The organism is Telluribacter roseus (genome assembly GCF_017355915.2).
Classification (GTDB): domain Bacteria; phylum Bacteroidota; class Bacteroidia; order Cytophagales; family Spirosomataceae; genus Telluribacter.
This window is the reverse complement of record NZ_JAFEUV020000013.1, coordinates 60,494-86,479: the sequence shown is the minus strand read 5'-3', so window position 1 is coordinate 86,479 and position 25,986 is coordinate 60,494. Positions and strand designations below refer to the sequence as shown.

At 51.4% G+C, this 25,986-nt stretch carries 24 protein-coding genes; 7 read left to right on the top strand and 17 right to left on the bottom strand.

The window, feature by feature from the left end; genetic code table 11:
- Window positions 1-185 precede the first annotated feature (185 nt).
- The 3 genes from JTN23_RS20410 to JTN23_RS20400 all read right to left on the bottom strand — a co-directional run bounded on the left by JTN23_RS20410 (window position 186) and on the right by JTN23_RS20400 (window position 3,344).
- Window positions 186-1,112, bottom strand: a complete 927-nt coding sequence (locus tag JTN23_RS20410; protein WP_247236902.1) for a nucleoside hydrolase — start codon at window positions 1,110-1,112, stop codon at window positions 186-188.
- A 152-nt stretch (window positions 1,113-1,264) separates the two neighbouring features.
- Window positions 1,265-2,122 carry a hypothetical protein gene (locus JTN23_RS20405; protein WP_247236901.1) on the bottom strand — a complete coding sequence of 286 codons (858 nt, stop codon included), beginning with the start codon at window positions 2,120-2,122 and terminating at the stop codon, window positions 1,265-1,267.
- A gap of 241 nt (window positions 2,123-2,363) precedes the next feature.
- Window positions 2,364-3,344, bottom strand: a complete 981-nt coding sequence (locus tag JTN23_RS20400; RefSeq protein WP_247236900.1) for a helix-turn-helix transcriptional regulator — start codon at window positions 3,342-3,344, stop codon at window positions 2,364-2,366.
- Window positions 3,345-3,440: 96 nt separating this feature from the next.
- On the opposite strand from JTN23_RS20400, the gene JTN23_RS20395 reads away from it, so the two are divergent.
- Complete coding sequence (locus JTN23_RS20395) at window positions 3,441-4,229, top strand: cupin domain-containing protein (protein ID WP_247236899.1); 789 nt, start codon at window positions 3,441-3,443, stop codon at window positions 4,227-4,229.
- Window positions 4,230-4,308: 79 nt separating this feature from the next.
- Here JTN23_RS20395 and JTN23_RS20390 read toward each other — a convergent pair whose 3' ends face one another.
- From JTN23_RS20390 to JTN23_RS20370, 5 genes are all read right to left on the bottom strand, one after another.
- Window positions 4,309-6,144 (bottom strand): ABC transporter ATP-binding protein, encoded by a 1,836-nt coding sequence (locus JTN23_RS20390; protein WP_247236898.1) that lies wholly within the window; start codon window positions 6,142-6,144, stop codon window positions 4,309-4,311.
- A 94-nt stretch (window positions 6,145-6,238) separates the two neighbouring features.
- Complete coding sequence (locus JTN23_RS20385) at window positions 6,239-6,601, bottom strand: DUF2141 domain-containing protein (RefSeq protein ID WP_247236897.1); 363 nt, start codon at window positions 6,599-6,601, stop codon at window positions 6,239-6,241.
- Between the two features lie 158 nt (window positions 6,602-6,759).
- Complete coding sequence (locus JTN23_RS20380; RefSeq protein ID WP_247236896.1) at window positions 6,760-7,389, bottom strand: DUF308 domain-containing protein; 630 nt, start codon at window positions 7,387-7,389, stop codon at window positions 6,760-6,762.
- 281 nt (window positions 7,390-7,670) lie between these two features.
- A complete protein-coding gene (locus JTN23_RS20375; protein ID WP_247236895.1) occupies window positions 7,671-8,717 on the bottom strand; it encodes a Gfo/Idh/MocA family protein in 1,047 nt (348 codons plus the stop codon).
- A 111-nt stretch (window positions 8,718-8,828) separates the two neighbouring features.
- Window positions 8,829-10,184, bottom strand: a complete 1,356-nt coding sequence (locus tag JTN23_RS20370) for a neutral/alkaline non-lysosomal ceramidase N-terminal domain-containing protein (protein ID WP_247236894.1) — start codon at window positions 10,182-10,184, stop codon at window positions 8,829-8,831.
- Window positions 10,185-10,374: 190 nt separating this feature from the next.
- Here JTN23_RS20370 and JTN23_RS20365 point away from each other — a divergent pair, with 190 nt between their 5' ends.
- Window positions 10,375-11,136 (top strand): creatininase family protein, encoded by a 762-nt coding sequence (locus JTN23_RS20365; protein WP_247236893.1) that lies wholly within the window; start codon window positions 10,375-10,377, stop codon window positions 11,134-11,136.
- Between the two features lie 89 nt (window positions 11,137-11,225).
- On the opposite strand, the gene JTN23_RS20360 is transcribed toward JTN23_RS20365, so the two are convergent.
- The 7 genes from JTN23_RS20360 to JTN23_RS20330 form a co-directional block, all read right to left on the bottom strand.
- Window positions 11,226-14,309, bottom strand: coding sequence for an efflux RND transporter permease subunit (locus tag JTN23_RS20360; protein ID WP_247236892.1), 3,084 nt, complete (start codon window positions 14,307-14,309; stop codon window positions 11,226-11,228).
- A gap of 72 nt (window positions 14,310-14,381) precedes the next feature.
- Entirely contained in the window at window positions 14,382-14,756 is a 375-nt protein-coding gene (locus JTN23_RS20355) for a four helix bundle protein (protein WP_247236891.1), read from the bottom strand.
- Between the two features lie 35 nt (window positions 14,757-14,791).
- Window positions 14,792-15,844 (bottom strand): efflux RND transporter periplasmic adaptor subunit, encoded by a 1,053-nt coding sequence (locus tag JTN23_RS20350; protein ID WP_247236890.1) that lies wholly within the window; start codon window positions 15,842-15,844, stop codon window positions 14,792-14,794.
- Window positions 15,845-15,914: 70 nt separating this feature from the next.
- Window positions 15,915-17,270, bottom strand: a complete 1,356-nt coding sequence (locus JTN23_RS20345; protein WP_247236889.1) for a TolC family protein — start codon at window positions 17,268-17,270, stop codon at window positions 15,915-15,917.
- A 458-nt stretch (window positions 17,271-17,728) separates the two neighbouring features.
- Window positions 17,729-18,079: a DUF4260 domain-containing protein gene (locus JTN23_RS20340; RefSeq protein ID WP_247236888.1), complete on the bottom strand. Its 351-nt coding sequence runs from the start codon at window positions 18,077-18,079 to the stop codon at window positions 17,729-17,731.
- Window positions 18,080-18,102: 23 nt separating this feature from the next.
- A complete protein-coding gene (locus JTN23_RS20335; protein ID WP_247236887.1) occupies window positions 18,103-18,717 on the bottom strand; it encodes a TetR/AcrR family transcriptional regulator in 615 nt (204 codons plus the stop codon).
- A gap of 199 nt (window positions 18,718-18,916) precedes the next feature.
- Complete coding sequence (locus tag JTN23_RS20330) at window positions 18,917-19,372, bottom strand: PaaI family thioesterase (RefSeq protein WP_247236885.1); 456 nt, start codon at window positions 19,370-19,372, stop codon at window positions 18,917-18,919.
- 165 nt (window positions 19,373-19,537) lie between these two features.
- On the opposite strand from JTN23_RS20330, the gene JTN23_RS20325 reads away from it, so the two are divergent.
- From JTN23_RS20325 to nagA, 3 genes are all read left to right on the top strand, one after another.
- Complete coding sequence (locus tag JTN23_RS20325) at window positions 19,538-20,335, top strand: phosphosulfolactate synthase (RefSeq protein WP_247236884.1); 798 nt, start codon at window positions 19,538-19,540, stop codon at window positions 20,333-20,335.
- Between the two features lie 139 nt (window positions 20,336-20,474).
- Window positions 20,475-21,239, top strand: a complete 765-nt coding sequence (locus JTN23_RS20320; protein WP_247236883.1) for a shikimate dehydrogenase family protein — start codon at window positions 20,475-20,477, stop codon at window positions 21,237-21,239.
- Window positions 21,236-22,384 carry an N-acetylglucosamine-6-phosphate deacetylase gene (nagA, locus tag JTN23_RS20315; RefSeq protein WP_247236882.1) on the top strand — a complete coding sequence of 383 codons (1,149 nt, stop codon included), beginning with the start codon at window positions 21,236-21,238 and terminating at the stop codon, window positions 22,382-22,384. The genes JTN23_RS20320 and nagA overlap by 4 nt, the downstream gene beginning before the upstream one ends.
- On the opposite strand, the gene ribD is transcribed toward nagA, so the two are convergent.
- Window positions 22,369-23,442: a bifunctional diaminohydroxyphosphoribosylaminopyrimidine deaminase/5-amino-6-(5-phosphoribosylamino)uracil reductase RibD gene (ribD, locus tag JTN23_RS20310; protein ID WP_262918590.1), complete on the bottom strand. Its 1,074-nt coding sequence runs from the start codon at window positions 23,440-23,442 to the stop codon at window positions 22,369-22,371. The genes nagA and ribD overlap by 16 nt on opposite strands.
- A gap of 280 nt (window positions 23,443-23,722) precedes the next feature.
- Between ribD and prmC the strand changes: the two genes are divergently transcribed.
- Both prmC and JTN23_RS20300 read left to right on the top strand, forming a co-directional pair.
- On the top strand, window positions 23,723-24,583 hold the full coding sequence (gene prmC, locus JTN23_RS20305; RefSeq protein ID WP_247236879.1) for a peptide chain release factor N(5)-glutamine methyltransferase: 861 nt from the start codon (window positions 23,723-23,725) through the stop codon (window positions 24,581-24,583).
- Window positions 24,584-24,682: 99 nt separating this feature from the next.
- On the top strand, window positions 24,683-25,639 hold the full coding sequence (locus tag JTN23_RS20300) for an AAA family ATPase (protein WP_247236877.1): 957 nt from the start codon (window positions 24,683-24,685) through the stop codon (window positions 25,637-25,639).
- On the opposite strand, the gene yidD is transcribed toward JTN23_RS20300, so the two are convergent.
- Window positions 25,640-25,849, bottom strand: coding sequence for a membrane protein insertion efficiency factor YidD (gene yidD / locus JTN23_RS20295; protein WP_247236876.1), 210 nt, complete (start codon window positions 25,847-25,849; stop codon window positions 25,640-25,642).
- Between the last annotated feature and the right edge of the window lie 137 nt (window positions 25,850-25,986).

The window sequence follows — 25,986 nt, the reverse complement described above, 5'->3', positions numbered from 1 at the left end:
TGTATGAGCGGGAGCAGTGGCACTGTTGAAAACGGTGCCACTTCGCTCGCCCTGATTTGAAATCAGGGCGCCATCTATTTGCGTTTGAAACGCTGTTTGATTATACCCCAGCGGGGGACCGTCCCGATTGCAAATCGGGGTTAGCCTAGGCGAGGACAAAAATTGGCAGTAGCAGCGATATGCTTCTACCGGTGCTTCTTTACCTGTTCCCAGAAGTCAGCATCCATGCCTTTGGCATCCAGTTTAGTAAAAATCTTAACCGTAGGCTGGGTATTTTCGGGCGGGGCAGGTACTGTAGCTACGGGGGCCAGTTTGGGGAGAAGGTAGGCCTGCACCAGGCCGAGGTCCCAGAGGGTACGGGTTTTGTCCTGGGGGTTGGTTTCGCGCCAGCGCTTCTCCATCAGTTGCTCTACCGGATTATTATCAGCGAAATTTTCATACACCACCTCCCGGTCAAATTTATAGTGCATCACCGAGTGGATGGGCATGACGGTCCAGTCCAGATTGGCCTGGTTCATCATGAAGTCGTAGGCATTCAGGTCGCAGCGTACGTTGAACTCGTTCTTGTTCCAGGCTTTTCGGGCAAAGTCATAGCCGCCGCCCAACGAATAGACCCGGATGCGGGACTTTACCGTAGGATCCAGCGCGATCAGCGAAGCCACATTGGTCAGTGCTCCCAACGTAAGGATATCCAGCTTCTCGTTGGGTTGTAGGGCTTTTATTACCTTGATCATACCGTCGGTGGCCGCCGAGGAACGGGGCTCATACCCGCCCCAGGCGCGGCCCATCTGCCGGTCTGCTCCCAGCGGGTGTGGGATCTGCTGCAGGCCCATCGTAGTCAGGATTTCCTCGTTCAGCTCCTGACTGATCCGGATGGGCGATATACCCGAGGTATTATACTGGTTCCATTTGTCAAAGGCCAGCAGGTCGGCGTTATTAAAGTGGGCCGAACTCAGGCCGGTGATATCCAGCCGGTCCCCCGCCCACAGTAACCGGACAATGGCGTACACATCGTCCATTTCGTTGCCCGTGTCGGCATCAAGCCACACCTTTTGTTTCTGAGCAGAGGCCGAGAAGGAAAGGAGAACAAATAGCAGTAGTAGCTTTTTCATTAGGTAGTAAATAGCAGGAGCTGGCTTGTACTTCGATATATACTAAAAGCTCTCTGCTTATGGTAAGGAAGACGAAAAAAGTAAATGAATCCTGATACCAGAAGTACTCTTATCGCTTTTCTTACTTATCGTTTTGTGAAGCTCCTCACGGCCTATTTTGTAAATACCAACACATACTTATCACTATTCCTCACACTCTTGATACTGACCTTATGCAGCTTTTCGAAGGGCACACTATTTACTTCAGCAAAACCTGATGGATTGCCGTTTAGATAAAACTGGATGTCTTTGTACTTCTCTTTAATCAGTAAGGTCCCCCAAGAGGACTTTCCGATGCCTGTATTACTCAGGACCTTTTGCCCATTCTCTCCTTCCATAGATTGTTTTAGGTAGGTTTGAGTTGCTAAACTTCCTTCGTTCTTAAAAATATTTTTATTCAGACTGTCCTCCACATATTCCGGAAAGTGTTCCTCTTTCAGTTTTAGAGCTGTTTCATAGTCTTGTTTCATGGCCGTCAGTAAAGGCTCAGGGGGGAGCTGACCCATTCCAAGACTTCCTTGCTTAGTGATATAGCCTGAAAACCCTTTTGCTGGAGTATAAGTACTTCCTTCACTCTTACCTTGTCCTCCTTTTGTTGGCAGCTTAATATTTACAATAATATTTGTAAGAAAGAGATTCAGTGGATCGTATTGAAGGCTGTTAAAATTCATTTCAGCCTCATATCCCAATATATCATTTCTGATATTGTTGATGTCGTCTAAGGTTGCCAGTGAAGAAATAACCCAAAAAAGGGTATCGCTTTTTATCAGTGTCCATTTGCTATGTTTTCCCCGCTTTGAGCTATCTTCCACGACTTCGGCTACAGCTGGTTCTGCAATGGGTGCGGGAGTAGGCTCAATATCCAAAGATATTTCACTGTTCAGGACGTTTGGAGTGAAAGCTACAACGGGCTGCTTCAAAGCAGCTGCACAGAGTAGCGATAAGAGTAGTATTTGAAGCGACCTCTTCATGCTTAAATAGTTTGGCCCCTCTATCCTTACAGAAAGAAAAGGGTGGACGTAAAACAATAGGTAAAGTATGGAGCAGAAGGAGGTCGGGGTATTACGGGAATAGCGGCATAAAAGACTAACACGCTTTACTACTAACAAGATACGTCAGCTTATGGTAGAAGGCAAAAAATGTTATTTAACGGTAGCCTCTCTCCCTATTTGCAAATCAGAATCAGCAGGAATACCTATTGGCATCTATCCGCTATACCCGGCTGGGCGAGTACCCAAAGCGCTTCTTGAATTCGGCTGAGAAGCTGCCGATGTTGTTATAGCCGATGTAGAAGGCGGTTTCAGAAACATTCATCTGCTTTGAAATCAGGAGTTGCTGCGCCTTCTGCATGCGCAGGTGATGAATATGTCCGAATACAGTAGTATTGAACAGGTGCTTGTAGCCTTTTTTGAGCTTGTACTCATTGAGGCCAAAGTCGTGGGTGAGTTGCGTCAGGGTCAGTGGGGCTAAGTAGTTGGCTTCAATAAAATCACGAACGGCCTTCAGCTTTTCCTGATCGGCCCTGCTCCACTCCTCCCTGGAGGCCGACTGCCCCACGGTAGCCAGTTGGTCCAGCTGAAGGGCAAAGAGCTCCAGCAATTTTGCCTCGATAAACAGGTACTTTGTTAAGCCCTGAAAGCAACACTGCTGCACAGAACGAATAATATCGGCCATGCGGGGCTGTACCACTAGCTGGCGGCCAGCCAGTATAAACGATTCCTTGCGCTCAAGGCTGTTATACACCTTATCGAGCGGACCCGTTCCGGCCGAATTAGCCAATTCTTTGAAGTAATCCAACCGATAAGACACTTGCAGTACCTGGAAGGGCCCCGGCTTGATGATGTGGTCGGCCAGCATGGTAGGGTTGTACTGAAAGCCGTGCCTCTGCGTCTCGAAGCTCAGGGGCTTACCTATGCTCTGGAAACGGGACTCGATCCCCCCCTGCAGCAGGAACATGGACTCTATGCCTTCGCGATCGTCGGCATCCTGCAGGATTAGGGGCTCGTGCGTATGAAGATGGATCTGCCGCATTTCCATTCCGGAGGTACTGATCATGGAAAATTCACCCGCCGCCAGACCGGGCTCGGCCAGGCTGCTGACTACCTCCTGATAGCGGGCACTGTGGTGGACGAGTCGGTGTTCCACCTGGCTAAAAGCTTTGGCCCAGTCTTCTCCCGCAATGACTTTATCCATTTTGCCTAAATCATGCTCCGTTTTACCCAAACAAAATCTACCGCTACCACTACACCTTTGCAGTGTAATTATATCACTCTATTAGCCAGTAAATATATGGAAACTTTAGAAAAAGCACCCGCGGCGGTATCCACTGCTACCCCAAAAAAATCCACCTTATTAGCCACTCTTTCACTGCTTTTCTACCCTACCGGCGTATACCGCCTGTGGGCGAACCGTTACCCACTCTGGGCACGGCTGCTTTACACCCTGCTGGGCCTGCCCCTGTTCCTGCTGGGATCTGTCTACCTGAGTATAGTAGTATTCGCTCTTTTCCTACCCGAACTGGATATGAGTATGGGCAACCGAACAGACCGCACGGTGATCAACAAGGTGGGTGGCTATGCTACTACCTTCCTGAAAACCGGACGGGAAACCGGGGGAGCCTACGAGCTGATACGCGTAGAGCTGGAACCTCAGGGAGGCAACGGCTGGCATTACCACAAGACCTTTGATGAGCAATTTACAGTAGCCGAGGGAGAAATAACCATTGGTCTGGAAGATAAGGAGCTCCTGCTGACCAAAGGACAGACCGCTACCGCCCCCAAAACCAAAATGCACTTCTTCAGGAATCTTTCTTCTAACAAAACAGTATTGATAGTAAAGACAATACCCGCCCGTGGCCTCGAAAAAACCATCCGGATTGGCTACGGCCTTTCCAATAGTGGTCAGATTGATGCCAATGGTATTCCCAATAATCCCTGGCACATGGCGCTACTCCTGGGATATAGCGAGAGCTACTTCCCGGTTGTACCTCCGATCATTCAGGAGCCACTCATCAAAGGTATGGCCAAAATAGCTCAGTGGAGAGGGGAAGACAAAGTACTGGAGAAGTACTTTAGGTAGTACCTGATCCATTAAAATCAAAATCGGCAGGTATCAGGGGCTTCCTGGTACCTGCCGATTCTTTTGTTCTCTTCTGCTATTACATGCCCTGCATCAGGGTCAGCTTGCGGTAGAATCCTTCGTTGTATTCCAGCAGTTCGTCGTGGGTACCACGCTCGATAATGCGCCCCTGGTGTACTACCAGTATCTCGTCGGCGTGCTGGATGGTACTCAGGCGGTGCGCGATGACCAGTACCGTACGGTTCTGCATCAGGTGCGTAAGTGCTTCCTGTACCAGTTTCTCCGACTCGGTATCAAGGGCCGAGGTAGCTTCGTCGAGGATCAGGATAGGGGGATTTTTGAGAATAGCGCGCGCGATGCTGATCCGCTGGCGCTGGCCGCCGGATAGCTTGGTACCCCGGTCACCAATTACGGTCTGGTACCCCTCAGGCTGCTCCGTGATAAACTGGTGCGCATTGGCAATCTTAGCCGCTGCAATTACCTCCTCCTCACTGGCCTCTGCTCCAAAGGCTATGTTATTGAAAATGGTATCGTTAAAAAGAATAGACTCCTGCGTTACGATACCCATTTTATCCCGCAGCGAAGCGGTAGTGATATCGCGCAGGTCGTGCCCGTCGATCAGGATTTGTCCCTGCGTGGGGTCGTAGAAGCGCGGTACCAGATCAGCAATGGTGGACTTACCTCCTCCCGACGAACCTACCAGCGCGATGGTCCGGCCTTTGTGCATGGTGAAGCTTACGCCATTGAGCACCGGTACGCCCGACTCGTACTCAAAAGATACATTGCGCACTTCAATCTTGTCTTTGAATTCATTCAGAGGCCTGGCATTGAGTCGGTCAGCGATTGCATTGCGGGTATCCACCAGCTCCAGTACCCGCTCACCCGAAGCGATACCCCGCTGGGTATTGCTGAAAGCGTTTGAAATTTCCTTAGCCGGACGCATCACCTGCGAGAAGGTAGCAATGTAAAAAATAAATTGTGAGGCGGTCAGATCTGAAGCATTGGTAAGTACCAGAGTACCTCCGTATAGCAGAATTATAGCCACTACCGTCACCCCCATAAACTCCGAGAAAGGAGCCGACATTTCACGCTTGTTAGCCATAGAGCGGATGGCCCTTTTATAGGCATTATTCTCCGCCAGGAACTTGCCTTTGATAAAAGCTTCGGCGTTGAAACCCTTAACTACCCGCATTCCGCCAAAGGCTTCATCCATCAGACTGATGAGGCCACTCAGGCGGTTCTGACCCTCGCGGGCCTCCTTGCGCATCTGCTTGACAATAAAGGCAATAAAGGTACCTGTAACGGGTATGATCAGAAACGCAAACAGCGTGAGGCTCGTTGATATCTTGAACAGCGCAAAGAGGTACACCGTCAGGGTAAAGAACTCTTTGAAAGCTGCCGAGAAGGTATTGGCTATGGAGTTTTCTACTTCCTGCACATCGGTCAGTACCCGGGAGATAAGGTTCCCCTTGCGCTCATTGGAAAAGAAGCCCAGGTGCAGATCCACCGCGTTATCAAACACGGCCTGCCGCAACCGCGCTACCATGTTGACCTTGAAGCTCTCCAGCAACCGGGCCGACAGGTACCTGAATACATTGGACATCAGTACTGAAGCAATGATAATAGCACACACAAACTGCAGCGCCCCAATGCGCCCGTACTGCTGCATGATCATCCCGAAGTAGTAGTTGAAGACATCGATCAGGTAGTCCAGACTGGCCGAAGGCTCGGGTAGCCGCGTCATCTGCTCCGCTTCGGCAGCACTCACCTGATTAAACAAAATATTCAAGAGGGGAATGAGCAGCGTAAAATTCAAAATCCCAAATACACTCGCCAGCAGTGAGGTAACAAAAAAAGGAACAATAAACTGCCGCAGCGGACGAGCGTAGGAAAGTAGTCGCCAATAAGTTTTCATGCCGCAAAGGTACGTGAAAACTTTGATCTCTATACCGAAGCCCTCAAGCTTCGGGCTCTATGATTAGTACAATTTTTACAATTTCAGAACAGGACTAGTCGAGTAGCCGGATGGATATCTGCTTCGTAGCAGTACCTACCTCAAAGCTGCAGTCTTTGAATTTAGGCGCTGATACAACCGGGCGGTAGTTATTACTAAATCCAAACGGCTCGCTGGGGTAGCCCACCAGGTTCTTATCCAGCTTATCGTTACTGTTTACATCGTGATACACCGCCACGGCGTACTGCCCCGGCGCCAGCTCAAAATCAACCCGCTGAACCTCAGGCTTTTCGATAGATACAATCTTGTACAGGTAAGGCTTACCGCTACCAAATTTATCCGTCGGCCTGAACACCGCCAGGCGCAGCTTTCCGCCGGATCGCTTCACATTCGTAATTTCAACAGTTAGTGTAGACATAGAAGCAGGCGCCAGTCCAATGTATTTTAGAAATAAAAACAGTACTAGTAAGTTCATAAGGTACCTGTGGAGGATGTGATACTAAAAACGCCGGTTTAGACATAAAAGTCCAAACCGGCGTCAATGTTTAATTTTTTGTTATCAGCTGTACGCTCCTGTCAAGCCATGTTGATCAGACCCAAGATCAGGAACACCAGACCGATTACCCCCACAATGGTAGATACCAGACCAAGTCCAGGGATCAGCGCCAGAATAACCGCGGCACCAATCAGAACAAGACCCAGGGTCAGGTTACGATTGAGCGCTTTAGCGGCGCTGGGGCTCATGTGCTTCTTGATGGTTTTGTCGGCCAGTTTCTGAGCTTTACTGATCTCAGCCTGGTTAGGCTGCATGTTCTGTACTTCAGGCTGGGCCAGCATAGTACGTACTTTCTGGATACGCTCAGCCATGGCAGGGTTAGCCATCAGCTTTTGTCCGGCGGCCGAAGCCAGTGCTTTGTCAAGCTGCTGGTCGATCTGCTTAGGAGTATTCTTCTCAAGTACAGCGGATACCTGCAGATTTTCACTTACACTGGGAGCTTCTGCTTGCTGAACAGTAACCTGAGAAGGTGTCTCGTTAACAACGACAGCTACTTCCTGAGCTTGTACCGGAGCTTCTACCCGTTTGGCTTTTTCTGCCTGAGGAATATACGCGTTAGTAGGCATTTGGTTGAACACGGGGTACTGACGGGCGCAGCCTCCGAGCATCAGTGTAGCTCCCAGAAGGCATAAGGTAATGGATTTTTTCATAAGGGATTATTTGTAGATTAAAAGAGTAAACAACTTTTGAATACTTTATGAAAATTATGCCACCCGCTCCCCCTGTAATGCCTCCTGAACAACCGTAGAAAACATTCCACAGTATGCGTGTAAATCTCTCGGACAGTTGATTTTTATTAACGTACCAGCACTTTTAGGTGTTACTTCTAATCCACATCTGGCTCCTGGTATGGCACAAGAAGGCAAGTACCCTACGACTGGAAGTCAGCCTGAGGCGATAGAAGTCAATGCTTCGATAGGAATATACGTAGCTACTTTAGAGTAACCACTTTACCGGATTTGGCCGACTCCCGGGCCGCATCCAGGATCTCCACCACGGTCACATTGATGGGTAGTTCGTACAGGTCATTGGCTTCCATTACCAGGCGCCCCCGTACTACCTCGGCCAGCACCGAGAAAGGATCTTCAAAAGGAGCAGGGCGCGGTGAGAGTGCCAGCTTTTCTTCGGGTGCTTTCTCCTGAAGGCGCTGCCGTACGTTGGTACGGTCAATGGCTACGGCGTAGCCTTGGGTACCGTATACCTCCATGTCCTTACGGGCAAAGGTCCAGTTCCACGATCCCTGTATGATACACTGCGCGGTGGGGTACTGTAGTATAATGGTAGCCTCGTCGTCTACTTTGGGATAGATGTGGGGTTTGTTCTGGTGGGTAACGGCCATTACCGACTGCGGGCGCTCGCCCTGCATGAGCCAGGTCATGAGGTTGGCTCCGTAGCACCCAAAGTCAATCAGAGCGCCACCGCCGTTCTGTACCGGATCAGTAAGCCAACTAAAAAACTCATCGCTTACGCCTATCTCGCGCGGTCCCTGGTGCCCGTCGTTGACCATCACCTTACGGATCTGCCCCAGCTTTCCCTCCTGAGCCAGCTTATACACGTGCTGATTGCTGGAGTACCAGGAGGTCTCGTAGTTGGTAAGTACCTTGATGCCGTGCTGACGGGCCAGTGAGGCTATTTCGCGGGCATCGGCCACCGTAGTAGCCAGGGGCTTCTCTACCATGACGTGTACCTTGCGCGGAGCCGCCGCCCTAACCACCTGCACGTGCTCATTGATGGGGCCAAAGGCCGTGACGGCCTCGGGCTTAGTAGCCGTGAGCATCTGGTCCAAGTTATCGTAAAACAGCTTCCTGTCCAGCCCGTACCGCTTGACGAACTTATCAACCAGCGCCTTGTTAGTCTCGTAGATACCAACGATCTGGATGTCTTTTTTCTCCTTTCGGTTGAATATCCAGCCGACGTGGCCGTGGCTAATTCCCGCTACGGCTACCCGTACGGCCTGTTGGGCAAAAGTATCCGGCATAAGTGTACCAAGTAGTAGGATCAGAAGAAAGAATCTTCTCACAGAGAAGCTGAAACAAGTGCTCATAGTTTTAGGATTTTTAACTAAAAGCACACCGCGCCGCCTTTACTACTACTTCTTCACCTTATCCACGATGTCCCGGGTTACTTCCTGCAGGTACGCTCCGTTATAGGGGCCGTACCAGCTCATGGTCACGGTTTCATAGGTATCCCGGTTGAAGTACTTATCATGCGTGATGTACCCGATATAGCCCCCGTTAAAGCTAGTGACCATTAGATTCAGGCCCTTCTGCCTGGCGTAGGCGTCCAGTTCGGCCACCAGTTCACCCGAGAAGTCACAGGGCATTCCAACCATCAGTACATTGCCGATACGCAGCGCTTTGACAAATACCGGATAGTCACCAAAGGCCCACTTGAACACCCACGGACGCAGGACGAAAATATTGGTAAGACGCGGAGACGGCTCACGCAAAGGCAGGGGCAGCGTCAGGGTCTGGATAATGGCGCTGGATTGTGGCTCCTTCACAGCCTCGGGCGAAGCAATGGCTGCACGTACACCGGCCGCCTGATTGACCATTTCTTCAAAGTCATCTTTTCCGCGCTCTACCGGTCCCATACTGCCTACCGCCCCGGCCATATACATGGCAAAATTAGCCGTGCCGCGCTCGAGGGAGTCGACCAGTACCCCCGGATAGTCGCGCGAAAGAGCCATAACACCGGAGCCCAGTAGCGTTGAATGCGCGCCGTACGAGGTCAGGATCGCCTTCTGCCCCTCCTGGGTGGTAAACTGAATGGAACGCACCTCCGGGTCTACTCCACCCTCCTTTCCTACCAGCCGGTTCCTGATGTTCAGGGTATCAACGGTTTCCAGGTAGGTCATCTGAGCCGGCTTCATGGCATCACGAGCCTGTAATATAGCCTGAAATATAGCCTGAGCGATGCGTTCTACTACTTGGGGGTTATACTCTCCCGCAAACAGCTCGCCGGTAATAGTATCTCCCCACCCTCCGATGCTGTTGTGGCTATGCGTGGCACCCAGGTACACTTGTTCGAAGGAAATATCGGTAGCCGCCAGCTTGGCTTTCAGCCGCTCCACCACCGTCGGGGGTACAATCAGCAGATCGGTCGCTACCATAGCCGCCCGGGTGCTGCCATTGTCCAGTACCATAGCCCGCACGTATACCGAGTCATGAACAGATTCGTAAGACTTACCACGCCGGTTGCCGTAGCCCGCCATGGGTGTAGGCCGATCCGGTGTGATATTGACCTTAGCCCAGCCTACCTGCAGGGGACCGGTCGGGGCCACTGTGTCTACTTTTGCCTGCGCTATGATCTGCTTCCACTCCCGATAGTAAGGCTCTTCTTTATAATGTGACCGGTCAACAACAGTAACCATGAAAAGAATAATGATCAGCAATACGATTCCTAAAGCTCCCAGAACTCTAAGAAGGAATCTAAAAAACTTCATGTGGTAGGGTTAGATAAATAGTCTCTTACTTGGGCGCGTAAACCTATGGTTTCTACGCATTAGGGCTTAAATATAGGAGTAGTTTACCTAAAATAAAGTATACTTACCCCATTCGCTGTACCCGATTACCTCCGGTACAGACTATTAAAATTAGGCTCTGATCTGCTTTCTACTGTAAAACTATATACTAATGCGTCCATACATACTCGCCGAAAGCAACTGGAAAGATCTAAAAGATACCACCATTGAAGTAGCCATTCTGCCCTGGGGAGCTACCGAAGCCCATAACTACCACATGCCCTACGCCACGGACGTCATCGAAGCCGACCACATAGCGGCCGAGGCGGCGCGGGTAGCCTGGGAGCAGGGGGCCAAGGTAATGGTACTGCCCACGATCCCCTTTGGCGTTAATACCGGCCAGACGGACATCCTGCTCGACATGAACCTGCACCCCAGTACCCAGCTGGCCATCTTGAAAGATATCGTAGAGGTATTGGATCGGCAGGGCATCCACAAGCTGCTCCTACTGAACAGCCACGGCGGCAACGACTTCAAGACCATGATCAGGGAGCTGGGTGTTCGATATCCCGATATGTTTATCTGTACCTGCTCGTGGTTTCAGGTGCTGGACAAGAAGCAGTACTTTGAAGAAAGTGGCGACCACGCCGACGAGATGGAAACCAGCCTGCTGCTCCACCTGCGCCCCGATCTGGTACTTCCCCTGGAAGAAGCCGGTGACGGCAGTGCCCGGAAATTCAAGGTAAAAGCGCTACGCGAGGGCTGGGCTTGGGCTGAGCGGAAGTGGTCACAGGTAACGGCCGATACCGGCGTAGGTGACCCCAGCAAAGCTACCGCCGAAAAGGGTAAGAGGTACTTTGAAGACGTAACGCAGAAGATTGGAGGCTTTCTGGTAGAGCTGGCCCAGGCGGATACAAAGGATATATACGAATAGGAGGTGTTAGGGATTAGCTGTTAAGCGCTAGTTATTAACTATTTGGAAACAGACAGGCCCGGCGGGAGCCGGGCCTGTTCATTATTAATCTACGCCATTTCCAGTACTTCCTCTACCGGAGGTACTTCTTCGGCTTTGCTTTCTACCTGCGGGGGGAGTAGCTTGTAGAGCACCGGCGTCACGATGCGGGATAGTACCGTGGAGCTGATCAATCCCCCGATCAGTACCCACGCCAGGGGTGAGTAGAGCGGGTTACCCTCAACAGCCAGAGGAATCAAACCTCCAATGGCGGTTAGCGAGGTAAGTACTATGGGTACAAATCTGATCTCACCCGCCTGCTGGATGGCCTCAATCAGCGGTACACCCTCGGCCCTGAGCTGGTTGGTAAAATCCACTAGCAGGATCGAGTTCTTGACTTCGATCCCGATCAGGGCAATCAGACCGATGATGGCTACGAATGAGAGTGGGTACCCCACCAGGTACAAGGCGGACAGTGCCCCGATCATACCCAGCGGAATGACGGAGAGTACTATAAGGGAGCTCTTGAAGGTACCAAATTCCAGGACCAGTACCCCCAGAAAGCCAAAGGCCGTAATCAGGATAATGGTACCCAGACCACCGAATGACTTGGAACGGGCTTCGATCTCTCCAGCCGCTACGTAGCTGAATCCTTCGGGGAACTTGTACTCATCCAGTTTCTTGAGTACTTCACCGTATACATTATCCACCAAGTGGCCATTTTTGACGAAGGCAGTCACGGTTACGTAGCGGTCTTTGTCGTAGTGACGGATCTGGTTGGTAGCACTCTCAAACTGTACATCGGCAATCTGGCGCAGAGGTACGGAGGCACCGGTCAGGGTGTTGACATAGAGTTTGTTCAGCGCGTTTTGGTCGGCTACTTTGCCCTTGGGTAGCGTCACGTTAATGGCATAGTCGTCGCCATTGGTATCGGTAAAGGTACCTACGTTTAGGCCCGCTACCGCCAGACGAATGGTACGGTTGATATCGGCACTAGGTATACCCAACATACCGGCCTTCTCCTTGTTGACCGTCACACGAAGATCGGTCTTGCGGTTGGCCAACGGATTCTTGACGTAAATAGTACCGGGCGTGCTGCGCAGGGTAGCTTCCACGTCGGCTGCCACGGCACGCATCTTCTCGAGGTCTTCGCCAAATATCCGGATGGCCACGGGCGCTTCGGTATCGGGCCCCTGCTCAAAGTCTTTGACCTCCACTTTGGCATTGGGTACCTCCGCAAAGCGTTCCCGCAATTGGTCTATCACCTCCCCTTTTTCGGCTGGACTCACCTCGTGCAGCTGTACAAAGAACTCCGCGAAGTTGGATGCTTCGGACCGCTGGATCACGTTGTAGTAGATGCGGGGGTTACCTTTGCCCACGTTAGTAGTGGCATATTTTACTTCGGGTACTTTTTTGAGCTCGGCCTCAATAGACCGGGCGATGCGGTCGGTTTCGGTCAGGGCGGTACCGTCCGGTGTCTCTACCGTAATCATAAACATCGGCTTTTCGGACTTAGGGAACAGGCCAAAGCCAATCACTTTGGTTAGCCCCAGCGAAGCCACAAACAGGACAAGCGCTACCAGTAAGGTCGGTATCGGGTGCCGAAGCGACCAGTGCAGCAGGCGGCTGTACGAGCCACTGATCACCTTCTTCAGAGCGCGCAGGAACAGGTTCCCTTCGGGATTATGATCGGCTTTGAGCAGACGGCTGCTCAGGAAGGGTACTATGGTCAGCGACACCAGCATTGAAGCCAGGATGGTCATGGTCACGGCCATGGGCAGGCTGCGGATAAAATCACCGGAGGCTTCGGGCAGGAAGTTGAGCGGAAGGAACGCCAGGATAAGCGTAACAGTACAGCCTATCACGGCCAGCGTAATCTGCTTGGTAGCCTTCACAGCGGCCTCCCGGCGGGGAGTACCATCGCGCATCCATCGCTCAATATTTTCCACCACCACGATGGAGTCATCCACCAGTATACCCAGCGCTACAATAAGCCCCACAATACTAAGCTGGTTGATGCTAAAGCCCAGGTAGTCAATCGCAGCCAGACCAATGGCCAGCGACAGCGGAATGGAAATCATCACTACTACTGCCGCCCGGAAGCCCAGCGGCAACAGCGTGAGCGCCACCAGGAAAATCGCAATGGCAAAGTCTTTGGCAAAGCGCCCCAGCCGCTTACTCACACTTACCGACTGGTCAAAATTCTTGACGAGCTTGATGTTGGCGGGTAGCGTTTTGGCAAATTGATCTATTACCGGATTGAGTGCTTCTCCTACCTGCTCTATGTTCTGTCCTTCTTTCTGGGCCGCCGTGACCAGTACCGAGCGGTGGCCGTTCAGCCGGGTGATGTGGGTAGGTTCTTCGTAATTGTAGTCTACTTCAGCCACATCGCGTAGGTAGATAGACTTCTGCCCATTGCTACCTACGATGGTGTTACGGATTTCATCCAGTGAGCGGTAGTCGCTCGCAGTTTTTACGTTGAACTTGCGGGCTCCGGCCTGGATACTCCCGCCGGGGATAGTAGTATTTTCAGCCTGCAGAGCCCCCAGTACCCGATTGACCGGTATGCCCTCCTGCGCCATCTTCTCGATATTGAGCGACACCCGCACCTGATTGGCTGGATAGCCCCAGTCCTCCACGTTCTTCAGGCTCTTTACCTTGGTCAGTTCGTTTTTGAGGCGATCCGCCTGGTCGCCCATCTCCTTATCGGAAGCGGTTTCTGAAATAAGCGCGACCTGTACAATATTTACATCCGTAGGCGAGAAGCGGCGAATCTCGGTCCGGAAGATATCCTGCGGGAGTTCCTTTTGCAGGGCTCCTACCTCCCGGACCATCTCCTGGTACTTCTCATCGGAGTCTTCCTTGTATTCGTATTCCACCACTACTACCGCCAGACCATCGTCGATGCTGGTCTTGATGCTTTTTACATTGTCGAGCGCACTGAAGCGCTCCTCTACCTTGTCCACGACCAGCTCCTCCATATCGAGGGCATCGGTACCGGGATAAACGTAGACAACGGCAAACGAAGGGGCAAAAAATTCGGGATCCTCGCCCCGGGGCATGTTGAAGAGGGAGTTGAGCCCCAGGGCCACTACCCCTATAAACATCACCAGCATGAACTGCCAGTTTTTAACGGAAAATTCAGCAATATGCATTGTAGTGAAAAGTGAAAAATGATGAATGAAAAACGTCCGCTTATGTTGTATAGAAATGCAGGCTGTGCAGCATCATCGGTTGTCGTTTAAGTTCTGCTTTGTTGTTTTTTGAATGGATGCCAAGATTTTAATTAGCTCCTGGCAATCATTGTAGAGCGATTGGTATTGTTCCTCTGATAAGTAGCCGGTGGCGAAGAGCAGTTTAAGCCAATATCGAGTTTCACGGGCTTCGCGATAAGCTATCCCAATTCTTGCACTGAAATCTTTCTTGGTAAAGCCTCCTTCTGCCTCTTCCACATTAGCACCAATGGATGTCCCACTCCGCAATAGTTGGTCAGCCAGCGCATAGGCTTTATGATTTTCAATCAGCCATTTGCTCACCTTCACAATCCGAATAGCAAACGCAAAGGATTTCGTCTGAATAATACTCTCCTTCTCTTCACCCATAGTTCATGTAGTTTTCAAATACCGTTTTTCACTATTCACTTTTCGTTTTTCACTAAAATAGAACTATTAGCAGTAAGGAAAGCACTGCCAGCGGTAACCACTTCCTTTACACCATCCAGCCCATTCGTAACAAGTACTTTATCACCATCCAGATAGCCAATGGTAACGGGTACCCGCTTGGCCTTACCGCTGTTATTGACATACACAAAGCCTTCGCGGCCATTGCCTTCCACCAGGGCTTCGACGGGTACTACCGTGTAGCTGCGGCTCTGGGAGGGAGTGAGGTCTACTTTGGCGAAGAGACCGGTGGCAAAGCGCTTACCGGCAGGATCTATACGTACTTCTATTTCGTAGAGCTTGTTCATCGGATCGGCGGCCTGAGCGAGTTTGGTCACGGTAGCCTTAAAAGTATCGTCAGGATAGGCGTCCAGGTGGACAGTAGCCCGGTCTCCCACTTTCAGCCGTGCCCAGTCTTTATCCGACACGCCTACCCGTACCACCCAGTCATTACTACGATTTGATGAAACCAGCAATGCCGGAGCACCAGGAGAGGCCAGTTCGCCCTCGTTCATGAGCTTGCGGGTAACGGTACCGTCAATGGGCGAAGTGATCTGGGCGTAGGCCTGGTTGAAGCGGGCTATCTTTAAATTTTGCTGCGCCAGGTCGTGCCCCGTAGTTGCGTTCTGCATCTGCTCGAGCGTAGCGGCCGTATCGCGCAGCATGTTCTGGACGCGCTTCATGTCACGTTCGGCTTTTTCGGTGGCGTACTGTGCCTGGCTTACCTGCGCGTTGATCTCGGTCAGGTCCAGTACGGCTAGCAACTGGCCTTTGCGCACGGGCTGCCCTTCTTTTACGTAGATACGGCTCACGATACCTCCGATCTTGAAGGAGAGGCGGGCTTCCTCTTCTGAAGCGACAGTACCCGATACATGGATAGGCTCGGTACGGACAGCTGTTTCGACAGCCGCTAGTTGTACAGGGATAGTCCCCTCTTCGGGCAGGGCAGATTCTTTGGTGGCTTCTTCTTTACCGCAGCTGGTACTCAGCAGCACGAGTGCCAGCAGGGATACTTGTATGGTCGTTTTCATGGTTTAGCTGTTAGTTGGTAGGTGTTAGTAATTAGCTTAGTGTGTATGTTTATTCCTGTGCTGGGTATGACTAAGGCATGGCCGTTACTTTGCCCAGCATGGCCTTTTTGATGAGCAGGTCGTACTTTGCCAGCGACTGCTGAAGTTGAGCCGTCAGTACATCATTCTGGGCTTTTACGTATTCGATGAGCAGCACGTTGCCGTTACGGTAGCGGCTGTCGATGAGTCTGAAGTACTGTTCGGCGCTATTGCGGGCACTGGTAGCGGCGCGCAGGCTCTCGCCGGTGGTGTTCAGGTCATAGTAGGCCTGCGTCACCTGCAGCTCAATCTGGTTTTCTACCTCCTGCTTCTTCGTGCGGAGCAGGTCAGTCTGGATGCGGGCCTGCTGTATCTTTGACTTCCGCTCGTAGCCTTTGAAGAGGTCCCACTGCAGTCCTACCTGCCCCAGCGCGTAGCCTTGTCCCTTAAACTCGTACCCAAAGCCCTGGAACCCAGCGTTACCACCCACAAATACCGATGGTCGCAGAGCAGCGTTTTCATTGAGTCGTACGGCATTTTGAGAGGCTTCGATGGAGCTGGTGATCTGCTTCAGTTCCTGCCGCCGGGTCACGGCCTGCTCCGATAGTTGATTCAGTGATTCGGTCACGAGTAGTTCCTTCCCGGTCAGGGTTTCATCCACCTGTATGTCCGACTTCAGGTCTTTATTCAACAGGAAGTTGAAGTATGCTTTGGCTACCTCGTGGTTTCTACGGGCTTCGGCGCGTTGCTGTTCCAGCTTGCTTACCTCGTACTCCGCTGCAAATATGGCGTCCTTGGTCTGTACATTATTACTGACCAGCTTCTGATTCAGCCGTACCAGCTCACCTAGTACCGAGCGGCTGTTCTCAAAAATGCGCAGAGCGTCCAGCGTTTGCAGGTACTGGTAGTAGGCCCCTTCAATGGCGTAGCGCAGTTCATTCTCCACCACTTTCCGCCTTGCCTCCTGAGCCGTAAGAAGATTCTGCTGGATGAGGTAGTTGTACTGTATCTCCGGATTATAAATAGAATACTGTACCGCTACTTTGGTATCATGAAAGTTGTTGGGCGCCAGTTGCTCGTCTACGTTTTCGATCTGGGGAAACTTGTTGCTTTCCGTAAGAGCATTGAGCGTAGCATATACCGGGTTCAGCATGTCGCCCACCGGGAACTGGAGCCTGCGTCCACCGGCCGCCAGGGAATAGGTGGGCGCGAAGGTAATACGCGGGTAAAACAGGGCTTTGGCCTGTCGGATGTTTTCCGTAGCCTTCGCTATTTCAAGCGACTCCTGCCGCAACGACAGGTTATTCTGCAAACCCTCCTGAATATAAGCTTCAAGAATGGGTGAATTCTGGGCACTGACCATTCCTCCCGGAAGTAGACAGAGCAGGATGAGGTATAATCGATACATAACCAGTTATAATAAAATAAACATTGTTTATCAAAAGGCTACAAGTAGCTGAAGTACTTTCGTAGACGGGCAAGTAATTATGGCTTAATCAGGGTGATCAGGTTGTGAAAGCTGGACTTTTAGTGGATCCAGAAATTGCTTGTTTTGAGTTGATCAGGCGGCTAGTTAGAGCAAAGGAGGCATAAGAAGTAGATAGTGATGTTTTCATGGCTGCTGATATAAACAGGTACTACATAATGGACTAGTTACTGTTTCAATCTTTATTGATTCAAATTTATATTGCTGCTGTAGTGATCGCTAATCAGATGTACCGAAGCGGCTTAATTAGGGCAAGAAGCTTACTTTTTAGCCGATGAAACCACCACAGATCCGGCTGACAGCCTATTGAATGAGATACTGCAATTTTATAACCGTAGTATACATAGTAAACAGTGTTTAGTCAGTAGGCAAAAAAATAGTCACTTCCCAATCATACCTAAATGCGTATGCTTGAAACTGTCATTGTACTTCAAGCCATAGCCCAGCATACGATCCATGGCCGAATGACCAAAGAGTATGACACCCGCCAGCATAAGTGCAGGACTACCTACACTCGAACCAAGTACTCCCAGCGCCACTCCTAGCGCTTTATGATGAAATAAGTTGTACATAGCGGCGCCTACGCGGGTATTAGAGGCATAGCCAATCATACTAAGATCAGGGAGCAAAATCAGCGCCGGGTACCACCACCAGGCATAGGGTAACTGACTGAACAGAAAGATGGAAAAGGCCCATTGGGCAGCTTCTTCGAATTTTAAGAGTTGATTCATGGCTAATAGACTTAGAGGTATTATTATATGGCTTTAATCATCTTGATAAACAAGGCGAAAGACTGCTGCATCCGCTCGAGTTCGCGGTCATCGTCAAACATCTTCATCCGACCTTTCAGGTAGATGGTTACCAGTCCGTGTATATAGCTCCAGATGGTCATTGAGATAGTCTCTACGTCAGGCTCCTTAAAGTACCCTGCTTCAATGCAATCTGCCACCACTATCCGAAGGGCATCAAAGGCTCGTAGGCCATCATCCCATATTTCGTTGCGACAGGCCAGGGCTTCCATCGGCGCATCCATCAGGAACATCAGGTTGTACAGCTCAGGATTCTGCGTACCGAACTTGATGTACTGGTGTCCCATCTCGACCAGTCGGGCAAACGGATCATTGATAGGGGCTATCTTTGAAAACTCCTGCATCATTTTCTGGAAGGCTTCCACGTGCAGGCCGTGCAGTAGCTCATTTTTGTCCCTATAGTAGAGGTATATGGTAGCCGGGCTGTACTCAATAGCATCGGCTATCTTCCGAATACTAGTTTTCTCGTACCCTTCTTCCAGAAATATCTTACTCGCTGCGCGCAGGATCAACTCCCGCATTTCTTCTTTCTCCCGCTCTTTTCTTTCTGCAATACCCATAGTTACAATTAATGAACAGCACAAATGTACTAAACAGTGTTTACCAAACAAGTACTTTACCGACTTTTTGTGATGAACGGTCATTCACCCACCATCAATGGACCTGTACCAGAATGTTTTACCTAAAGAAAGCGTCGACAGCAGTCAGAAAGCCCACTATACAGCCTTCATTGGTCACTGGTAACTGGTCACTGAAAAACTAAACCGGCAGCCGTAATCCCGTCTGTATAAGATTGGAAGTACTCTTGGCTATGATACGGCCTTCAGTATTGACTATCTCACATTCGCAGTGGACGACATTCTTACCCGCCCGAATTACTTTGGCATGGGCGGTGATGGTTTCGCCGAGGCGGGCCGGGTTGAGGAAGTCGCAGTTGAGATTGACGGAGGTATAGGCAAATTCGCGGCCCAGCGCATACACCATAGTACCTATCACATCATCCATGATGGCCGAGGCAGCCCCTCCGTGCAGGATACCCATGGGATTGGTCATATCTTCCCGGATGGTGAACTCAACACTCATGGCGCCATATCTGACCTCACGGAGAACTCCGCTGAGCCAGCGCCCAATGGGTGACATACTTTTGCTCATATCATTACCGATCTGCGTACGCAAAAACTCGAGGCGGGGGTTCATTTCGGCTACATCACTCATAGGGTGTATAGGTTTGGGAGTATGAATAAGATTCTTTGAAGTAAAATAGGAATAAACGTAGAATTCACAGACATACGCTTTGGATTTCCTGTATTTTATTGCTACGTATTCAAGGTAATCATTACCTTTGAACCGTTTTGACACTCTTTTTTGTCGACCCAATATATGAATTTTACACTATCACAAGTACCTGACCGCTCCACTAAACCCCGCGAGAAAGGTATCACTATGGTTATGGACAAAGGCCTTAGCATCCGCGAGGTCGAAGATATGTTGTCAGTATCCAGCACTTATATTGATATAGTTAAGCTAGGTTGGGCTACCTCATTTGTGACGCCTAACCTAACCGACAAGCTGGCCGTGTACCGGTCAGCCAATGTACCTGTCTACTTTGGTGGTACCCTGTTTGAGGCGTTTATTGTCCGCAATCAGTTTGATGATTACCGCCGTCTGCTCGACAAATACGGCCTGCAGCACGCCGAGGTTTCGGATGGATCACTGGAGATGCCTGCCGATGTAAAGTGTGAATATATCAGTACTCTGGCCAAACAGGTGACTGTACTATCGGAGGTAGGCTCAAAGGACGAAGAAAAAATCATCCCGCCTTACAAGTGGATTCAGCTCATGCGGGCCGAACTGGAAGCCGGTGCCTGGAAGGTAATCGGCGAGGCCCGTGAGTCCGGTAATGTAGGCCTGTTCCGGTCTAGTGGTGAAGTACGCCAGGGACTGGTAGAAGAAATTCTGACGCAGATTCCCTTTGAGAAAATCCTGTGGGAAGCTCCCCAGAAAGAACAGCAGGTGTGGTTTGTGAAGCTATTGGGAGCCAATGTCAATCTGGGTAATATCGCTCCACACGAGATCATCCCTCTGGAAACCATCCGGTTGGGCCTCCGGGGAGATACCTTCTCTCACTTCCTGAATAACAAGACCCGTCAGAAGTGGAAGATAGCTACCAATAAGTAGCTTGATGTACTCCCGTAGTCCATTCACAAATATTCCTATTACCAGACCCTGCCCACTCGGCGGGGTTTATGTTTTTTGTATATTTCAGGCCTGAAGCACGTTTTATCATTTAGCTCTCCTGAGTCAATCCCCAACTAACATGAAGCGATACGGTCTCATTGGTTACCCCCTTACCCACTCCTTTTCCAAAAGCTACTTTACTTCCAAATTCGAAAAAGAAGGTATCAGCGATTGTCGTTATGACTTGTTCGAGATGGAGTCCGTTGAGGCCTTACCTGCCCTGCTCAGAACCACCCCTAACATCCGCGGCCTTAATGTGACCATTCCGCATAAGCAGGCGGTAGTACCCCTGCTGGGCGATCTGGACGAGGCATCGGCCGGGCGTATCGGAGCTGTAAATACCATTCGAGTCTACCCTGACGGCTCTACCAAGGGCTTCAACACCGACTACTATGGCTTTATGGAGTCGCTGGCCGAGTGGATGGACCACCGGGGAGAGGCCTGCTCAGACGTACAGGCCCTGGTACTCGGTAACGGAGGAGCTGCCAAAGCGGTGATGGCTGCATTAGAAGATCTGAAAGCAACGTATAAGCTGGTGTCACGCCAGGCTACTGAGGGGGCTCTGTCGTACGATGACCTCACCGATGCCGTCATGCGCGACTACCGGCTCATCATCAATACCACTCCGCTGGGAATGTACCCCAAGGTAGATGTGGCCCCACCCATCCCCTACGACCTGCTTACGCGCCACCACCTGCTGTACGACCTGGTGTACAATCCGGTAGAGACACTATTCCTGAAGAGAGGCATGGAAAAAGGGGCCGCTACCCATAATGGAATGAAGATGCTACATCTGCAGGCGGAGAAGGCCTGGGAGATCTGGAACCAGGAGGATGAAAGATGAGCAGTTCAGTAGTCTTGCTCAATGCCACGGTATTTACGGGCGATGAAGTACTGGAAGGTGTAGCGGTATGGATAGAAGAGGGTACCATTCGGGCCATTTCGCATCCTGATCAGCTTCCGGCCCACCTTACTACCCATGACCTGGCTGGCGCGTGGCTGGTGCCGGGTCTGGTGGACTTCCAGCTGTACGGAGGGAGTACTGCCTATCTGACGCGTGACCTGTCGGTGGAGGCTCTGACCAATATATACCTGACGCACCTGCGCGAAGGTACCACTACCATAGTTCCTACCCTATTCTCCACCACCCGCGACAGAATACTAAGAGCCATGGAGGTAGTAGAAGAATACTGGGAGCAGGAACTACCGGGCGTAGCGGGACTACACGTAGAGGGTCCCTTTATTAATCCCATCAAACGGGGAGCGCATAGTGAGGCCATGGTACGGCCACCTTCGGAGGAAGAACTTCGGGAACTGATCCAAAAGGGGCAGCGGGTAGTAAAGGTCATTACCATAGCGCCGGAATGCTTCGATGACCACCTGCTCGAACTACTCAGAAGCAGCGGCTGGGCCATCGCCGCCGGACATACCCACGCTACCTATGCAGAACTAAACCACTTTTTTGACAAAGGCTTCTCCCTCGCCACGCACCTCTACAACGCCATGCGCCCGCTGGAGAGCCGCGAACCGGGTGCCGTAGGTACTATCTTTGATCGTACGGATGTACATACCAGCATCATCGTCGATGGGTACCACTGCGACTATGCCGCTGTTCGTATCGCCAAGAAGCTCCTGGGCGAACGGCTGTTCCTGATCTCGGATGCTACCTTCACCAGGTACGAAGGCAGCCGGCTCGAATTTGAAGGCTTCAACATCACCTACGACGGTCAGCGCTTCCTCAACGACGAAGGCAAACTGGCTGGATCAGCCATTACGCTACTGGATGCCGTTCGTAATTGTATACGGCATGTAGGTATCGAACCCGCCGAAGCCATCCGTATGGCTACCGCCTACCCGGCCCGACAATTGAAGATGGATGACCACATTGGCTACATCCGACCCGGCTACCGGGCCAACTTGCTGGCCCTCACGGCCGATATCCAGGTGCAGGATGTATGGGTGGGAGGCATGCGTCAGGCGTTGCGGTAGTAGGTCCAGAGGTCTTCCTGTACTTTTTCGGAAGCTATAAGTACCCCATGTGGCGCAGGGGCCTTTACGCCCTCACCCAGACGTACCTGGCTCTGGCAGCGGCGTATTTCATCCCACAGTCCACTCACCAGCAGGGCCGATAGTACGGCCGCTCCCCCTTCGACAAATACCGACTGTATCTTGCGGTGGTAGAGGTCAGTCAGGAGCTGGTGCATCTCATCCCCGTCGGGCAGGCACTGCGAGTAGGCTATCTTATCAGCTGCCTCGGTCATGTACCGCATGGGAAAGCCTTCAACCGGAGTAGAACGCAGGTGATTGTACACAATAGTAGGCTGGGACTGGTCAAAGAGATGCAGGCTATCCGGTAGGCGCAGCTGCCGATCCAATACCACCCGTACGGGGTCCAGCCCCACCCAGTGGCGTACATTCAATCTTGGATTATCCGACTGGGCCGTAGTAGCTCCTACCAGTATAGCATCCTCCTCGGAGCGCCAGCGGTGTACCCGCACGCCCGAGTACTCACCGCTGATGGCTACCGGCTTTCGGTCGGCTCCAGCCATAAAACCATCGGCTGTTTCGGCCCATTTCAGGATTACGTAAGGACGTTTCTGTTCGAAGTAGGTAAAGAACCGACGGTTCAGCTCCCTTCCCTCCTCAGCCAGTAGTCCGCTTTCTACTTCGATACCGGCCCCCCGTAGGCGCTGCAGGCCCCGTCCGGCTACCAGCGGATTAGGATCATCGTTACATACTACCACCCGCTTCACCCGCTTTTCTACCAGTAAGTCGGCGCAAGGGGGCGTCTTGCCGTAGTGTGAGCAGGGCTCCAGCGTTACGTATACCGTAGCCTCCGCCAATAGTGATTCATTCCCCCGTACCTCCGCATCGCGCACCGCCTCCACTTCGGCGTGGGGACCTCCGTAGCGCCGGTGCCAGCCCTCCCCGATAATCCGGCCGTTGTACACGATCACACTTCCCACCATCGGATTAGGACTCACATAGCCACGCCCGTACCCGGCCAGTTGAAGGGCTCTGCGCATGTAAAGCTGATCGTTGTTCATCGTCCGGTCAATCAAATTTTACTATTTACTACTATTCAGAATTAGGCTATGAAAGTAAATAATATGCCTTACAAATAGCGTTTCTACTGTCTTTTTCCGCCTCTCTCCTTGCTTTATCACCTGATAATCAACCACAGTACCTGGCCTATACTAGTCATGGAAAGGTAGACTCCCCGAGCTGTACTACCCGGTGCCGTTCCCTTTTTAGCCAGCTATTGTTATTCGCAGTTCTTATAAATTTGTTAACTTTCCCGCCTAAGAAACGAAACTAGAGTTACGAATGGCTTCGGCGCGTCAGCTATATCAACAATTAACGAGTCGGATTACTGTATATCCGCCCAAAGAGACCCAGGCAATCGTCTTTATGCTCCTTGAGCACTACCTGCGCCTGCGCAATGTAGATGTTCTGGTAGACAGGCCTATTCCAGATTCGCAGGTACAGCCCGATTGGGATAATATCGTAGAGCGTCTTAATCAGAACGAACCCGTGCAGCATATCATCGGTTCTACGGAGTTCTGCGGCCTCTCCTTCCGGGTATCGTCGTCGGTATTGATTCCCCGACCCGAAACCGAGGAACTGGTACAGCTCGTCACGCGTGACTACGCCGAGCCGGACGAGAAGCCGTCCATCCTGGACATTGGTACCGGTAGTGGCTGTATAGCCATCGTGCTGGCGCGTTTCTTACCCCACGCCAATGTACACGCCTGGGATGTATCCGAGGAGGCCCTCAGTGTAGCGCGCGAAAATGCCCGTCAGCTCATGGCTGATGTACACTTTGCCCTGCAGGATATGCTTAATGTGAGCTTTCCGCTTCCCGATGCCCCCGAGCAGTTTGACTGTATTGTCAGCAATCCACCCTATGTTACCTATTCCGAAGCAGACCAGATGCGCCCCAACGTACTGCGTTTTGAGCCGCACGAGGCCCTGTTTGTAGAGGACAATGACCCGCTGCTGTTCTACAAGGCCATTGCTGATTTTGGCAGCCACCACCTGAAGTCACAGGGACGCTGCTACGTCGAGATCAACGAGCACTTCGGGGCCGAAACAAAGCAGGTATTTGAAGAAAGAGGGTATACGGGTGTAGAGCTCCTGCGTGACATTCACGGCAAAGACCGTTTTGTGCGGGCTATCCGGGAGTAGTTAGATTTTTTATACACAGCCCTGAATAACTAACTAGTGCCTTTAAAGTCACCGTGAAGAAAAAGGCTACGAGCTAACAGCTAATACCTAAAAGCTAACATGTATTTACCAAAGATAAGGGAAGTCCTTGATGAAATGGGCAAGGTGGTAGTAGGTCAGGAAAAGCTCCTGAACCGACTGCTCATCAGCCTGTTTACGGGAGGACACGTGCTGTTGGAAGGAGTACCCGGCCTGGCCAAAACGCTTACGATCAATACCATGGCCAAGGTACTTCAGCTACAATTTCACCGGATTCAGTTTACGCCGGACCTGCTCCCCGCCGATCTGGTCGGGACGATGATCTACAAGCCCAAACTGGGTGACTACGAAGTAAAGCGGGGGCCTATCTTCGCCAACATTATCCTGGCCGATGAGGTCAACCGCTCCCCCGCCAAGGTACAGTCGGCGCTGCTGGAAGCCATGCAGGAAAAGCAGGTTACGATCGGCGACCACACCTACCTGCTCGACCGTCCCTTTCTGGTACTGGCTACGCAGAACCCCGTGGAGCAGGAAGGTACCTACCCCCTACCCGAGGCCCAGCTCGACCGCTTCATGATGAAGGTATATGTAGACTATCTGGAAAAGCCTCAGGAGCTGGAAGTCATGCGCCGGATGGCCGACCTGAACTTTAACCACCAGGTACAGCCGGTGCTGAATAAGGAAGAGATATTTGCGATCCGGAATGAGGTAAACAAGGTAAATATCTCGGAAACGCTGGAGAGGTATATCATTGAGCTGGTATTTGCGACCCGTCGCCCGCTCGACTACAACCTGCGCGATGAGGCCCGTTACATTCAGTTTGGAGTATCGCCACGGGCTACCATCTACCTCAACCTGGCCGCTAAGGCCCTGGCGTACCTGGAAGGACGTGATTATGTACTGCCGGAGGACATCAAGGAACTGGCCCCTGACATCATGAACCACCGCATCCTGCTCAACTACGAAGCCGAAGCCGATGGGGTCCGTACGTCAACTATCATTGATTCTATTCTGCGGAAAGTTGCCATCGGCGGCTAGTTAGGGAACCGGATCATAGCCGCTGCCGCCCCAGGGGTGGCAGCGTGACAACCGGCGCAGCCCCAGCCGTCCGCCTTTCCATACCCCATGCTTCTGCACCGCTTCGATCATGTACTGTGAGCAGGTAGGGGTATACCTGCAGGCATTCGGCAGGAAAGGCGACAGTACCGCCTGGTAAACACGTACTAGGGCTATGAGGATGGTTTTCATTATTAACCGTTTGGGTTAGTAACGCAATTTACTAATGAATCCGTTCTTGAAGCATTCGTACTGGTACTCTCTTCAAACAGATACATTGTTTAAAGTAATCAGTTAATCAAAAAAGTCTTTCCAGATCAGGAAGGCAC

What these genes read in the sequence shown, in the direction of transcription:
- JTN23_RS20410 (WP_247236902.1), bottom strand. Translation starts at nt 1,112, where the DNA reads ATGAAAAAGCTACTACTGCTATTTGTTCTCCTTTCCTTCTCGGCCTCT.
- JTN23_RS20405 (WP_247236901.1), bottom strand. Translation starts at nt 2,122, where the DNA reads ATGAAGAGGTCGCTTCAAATACTACTCTTATCGCTACTCTGTGCAGCT.
- JTN23_RS20400 (WP_247236900.1), bottom strand. Translation starts at nt 3,344, where the DNA reads ATGGATAAAGTCATTGCGGGAGAAGACTGGGCCAAAGCTTTTAGCCAG.
- JTN23_RS20395 (WP_247236899.1), top strand. Translation starts at nt 3,441, where the DNA reads ATGGAAACTTTAGAAAAAGCACCCGCGGCGGTATCCACTGCTACCCCA.
- JTN23_RS20390 (WP_247236898.1), bottom strand. Translation starts at nt 6,144, where the DNA reads ATGAAAACTTATTGGCGACTACTTTCCTACGCTCGTCCGCTGCGGCAG.
- JTN23_RS20385 (WP_247236897.1), bottom strand. Translation starts at nt 6,601, where the DNA reads ATGTCTACACTAACTGTTGAAATTACGAATGTGAAGCGATCCGGCGGA.
- JTN23_RS20380 (WP_247236896.1), bottom strand. Translation starts at nt 7,389, where the DNA reads ATGAAAAAATCCATTACCTTATGCCTTCTGGGAGCTACACTGATGCTC.
- JTN23_RS20375 (WP_247236895.1), bottom strand. Translation starts at nt 8,717, where the DNA reads ATGCCGGATACTTTTGCCCAACAGGCCGTACGGGTAGCCGTAGCGGGA.
- JTN23_RS20370 (WP_247236894.1), bottom strand. Translation starts at nt 10,184, where the DNA reads ATGAAGTTTTTTAGATTCCTTCTTAGAGTTCTGGGAGCTTTAGGAATC.
- JTN23_RS20365 (WP_247236893.1), top strand. Translation starts at nt 10,375, where the DNA reads ATGCGTCCATACATACTCGCCGAAAGCAACTGGAAAGATCTAAAAGAT.
- JTN23_RS20360 (WP_247236892.1), bottom strand. Translation starts at nt 14,309, where the DNA reads ATGCATATTGCTGAATTTTCCGTTAAAAACTGGCAGTTCATGCTGGTG.
- JTN23_RS20355 (WP_247236891.1), bottom strand. Translation starts at nt 14,756, where the DNA reads ATGGGTGAAGAGAAGGAGAGTATTATTCAGACGAAATCCTTTGCGTTT.
- JTN23_RS20350 (WP_247236890.1), bottom strand. Translation starts at nt 15,844, where the DNA reads ATGAAAACGACCATACAAGTATCCCTGCTGGCACTCGTGCTGCTGAGT.
- JTN23_RS20345 (WP_247236889.1), bottom strand. Translation starts at nt 17,270, where the DNA reads ATGTATCGATTATACCTCATCCTGCTCTGTCTACTTCCGGGAGGAATG.
- JTN23_RS20340 (WP_247236888.1), bottom strand. Translation starts at nt 18,079, where the DNA reads ATGAATCAACTCTTAAAATTCGAAGAAGCTGCCCAATGGGCCTTTTCC.
- JTN23_RS20335 (WP_247236887.1), bottom strand. Translation starts at nt 18,717, where the DNA reads ATGGGTATTGCAGAAAGAAAAGAGCGGGAGAAAGAAGAAATGCGGGAG.
- JTN23_RS20330 (WP_247236885.1), bottom strand. Translation starts at nt 19,372, where the DNA reads ATGAGTGATGTAGCCGAAATGAACCCCCGCCTCGAGTTTTTGCGTACG.
- JTN23_RS20325 (WP_247236884.1), top strand. Translation starts at nt 19,538, where the DNA reads ATGAATTTTACACTATCACAAGTACCTGACCGCTCCACTAAACCCCGC.
- JTN23_RS20320 (WP_247236883.1), top strand. Translation starts at nt 20,475, where the DNA reads ATGAAGCGATACGGTCTCATTGGTTACCCCCTTACCCACTCCTTTTCC.
- nagA (WP_247236882.1), top strand. Translation starts at nt 21,236, where the DNA reads ATGAGCAGTTCAGTAGTCTTGCTCAATGCCACGGTATTTACGGGCGAT.
- ribD (WP_262918590.1), bottom strand. Translation starts at nt 23,442, where the DNA reads ATGAACAACGATCAGCTTTACATGCGCAGAGCCCTTCAACTGGCCGGG.
- prmC (WP_247236879.1), top strand. Translation starts at nt 23,723, where the DNA reads ATGGCTTCGGCGCGTCAGCTATATCAACAATTAACGAGTCGGATTACT.
- JTN23_RS20300 (WP_247236877.1), top strand. Translation starts at nt 24,683, where the DNA reads ATGTATTTACCAAAGATAAGGGAAGTCCTTGATGAAATGGGCAAGGTG.
- yidD (WP_247236876.1), bottom strand. Translation starts at nt 25,849, where the DNA reads ATGAAAACCATCCTCATAGCCCTAGTACGTGTTTACCAGGCGGTACTG.